Source organism: Streptomyces sp. rh34, from assembly GCF_002551245.1.
Lineage (GTDB): Bacteria > Actinomycetota > Actinomycetes > Streptomycetales > Streptomycetaceae > Streptomyces.
The window spans coordinates 1-2,063 of the sequence record NZ_NTGZ01000490.1; the positions used below are offsets into that span (position 1 = coordinate 1).

A 2,063-nucleotide genomic window follows, 5' to 3' on the forward strand; every position below is an offset into this window, starting at 1 on the left:
TGTATAAGAGACAGCCACCGGCCCGGTCGGCCCGACCCCGCCCGTCGATCCGGCCACGGTCGCGGCGGACCCCGCCGCCCTGGCGGGCAGCTCCCTGCCCGAGGCTCTGTGGCGCGACCACGACGGCCCGTTGTACCGCTTCAGCCCGGACGGGCCCGAGCGGGTCTTCGCTGAGGGACTCAAGCCGTACGGCCCCGAGATGGTGAGCGTCATCGACCATGTCTACGGCGGCAGCGCTCTGGTTCCGGACACGGTCTTCGCGAGCACGACCGCCAACCGGAACTACGTGCGCGACAGTGCCCGCGCCAACCCGATGGGCGCACCCGCCCTCTTCCACCGGTACCGCTGGCGCTACGACATCGACGCGCCCGGCGGGATCGACGTGAACGCCACCCTGGGCCTGGCCTCGCCCTTCCCCGACCAGGAGGAGGTGCTCTTCCCGGGCGGCGTCGGGCGCCGGTACATCCGTGGCGCGCAGCCGATGGCGTACGGCGTTCCGGTCGGCCCGTACGTCGTCAACCCGCACTATGTCGCCGACCCGCGGTCCGCGCCGTCCACGGAGGACGCGGACTTCGCGGGACCGGGCGAGCCGACCGGCGCTCCGGTCCTCGAATCCTTCCCGGCCCTGTCGCTGGACACCGATGACGAGGCGGGCTCGGACGACGACGCCCCGGGACCACCGCTGTCCACGCTCACCGCCACGTCCTCCGACCCCGACCCCGCCCCCAACCCCAACCCCGCCCCCGCCTGGGCTCTGGCGCGCGTCCGCTACGCGCGGGAAGCTCTCCACTTCGAGCAACGGCTGGCCGACCACCTGGGCGAACACGCTCTCGTCAACGCGGAGTTCGGCAAGGTCGCGCGGGCGTTCTGGCACATCGCCCTCCACAGCCGCACGGACTACCGGCTGTTCGGCAGCGACAGCGGCGAGGACAGGGGCGCCGTCGGATCCTCCTACGAGGACCTCGCGCGGGTGGTGGAGTCGGGCAACCTGCGCGAGCGCGTGACGTTCCTGATCAACGGTGTCGCCAGCAACCTCGTCCCGTACCTCATGGGAGGCGTGGAGCCCCAGCATCCGGTGATCGGCGTGGAGCGCCGCGACCGCCACCGCAGTGAGCAACTGAGGCGCTACGAGCACGAGATGGCCGAACTCCACGCGGCGGATCTGGACCCGGAGGACGAGGCCATGGAGAGCGAGGAACCGGAGGCGATGCTGCGGACCCCCTTGCGGCCCCACGAGGTCCGGCCCGCGCTGAGCCCGGCCGAGCGACGCCTCGCGGTCCGTGAGGGAACTCTGCTGTGGTCGCCCGCCGGTCAACTGCACACCCCGCCGATGTCCGCCGACGCCCAGGCCCGCTCGGAGGACTCCGGTGGCCCGGTCCTGACCGGGACCTCGGGCAGTGCCTACCGCATCGTCACCCACGTGGCCAGGCTGGAGCGGCTTGCCGGGCTGCCCGTGGACCTCGGTCTGATCCGGGCCGGACTGGTGAGCGTGCTGGTGGGGGTGGGCCATCACAGCTTCCACGAGGTGATGACCGGGGCGCAGCACGCACTGGACGCGATCGACCCCACGGCTGCCTCGGTCCACGTGAACAACTGGGGCCGCTACCGGGACGTCCACCCGCTGACGGAGGAGGAACTGCGCGCCTTCGTCGCCCGCGAGGGCCTGTTCCCCGACGAGCACGCCCGGGCGCTGCTGTCGGCCCTCGACGCGCGCGACGCCGGCGAAACAGCCGATCGGCCCGTCGACCGGGCAGCCGACCGGCCGGACGGGGGTGGGTCATGACGACGGCCCGGACCGGTATCGCGTATCCGCGCAGCACGACAGTCCGGAGGGAACTGGATGCCGACAGCTGAAGAAGTAACCGGCTACGTTCGGAAGTTGTACGCCGCCCTCCTCCCCGAAACGGTGGGTGCGCCCGTGACCGGTGCTCCCGCCCGCTTCCCGCGCGCCTCCGCCGCGCCCTCCGCCCGCGCCCCCCTGACCGTCGCGGCAGGAGAGCCGGCCTTCCCGGCGCCACCGGCGGACATCGTCGCGGCGGCCCGCCGTGCGCCCGACCACTGGC

Annotated in this window: 1 protein-coding gene; it reads left to right on the forward strand. The window is 72.9% G+C overall.

Annotated features, from left to right (window positions below):
• The first annotated feature begins 130 nt into the window (after window positions 1-130).
• Window positions 131-1,783: a scabin-related ADP-ribosyltransferase gene (locus CR470_RS37560; protein ID WP_179892520.1), complete on the forward strand. Its 1,653-nt coding sequence runs from the start codon at window positions 131-133 to the stop codon at window positions 1,781-1,783.
• Window positions 1,784-2,063: the final 280 nt, after the last annotated feature.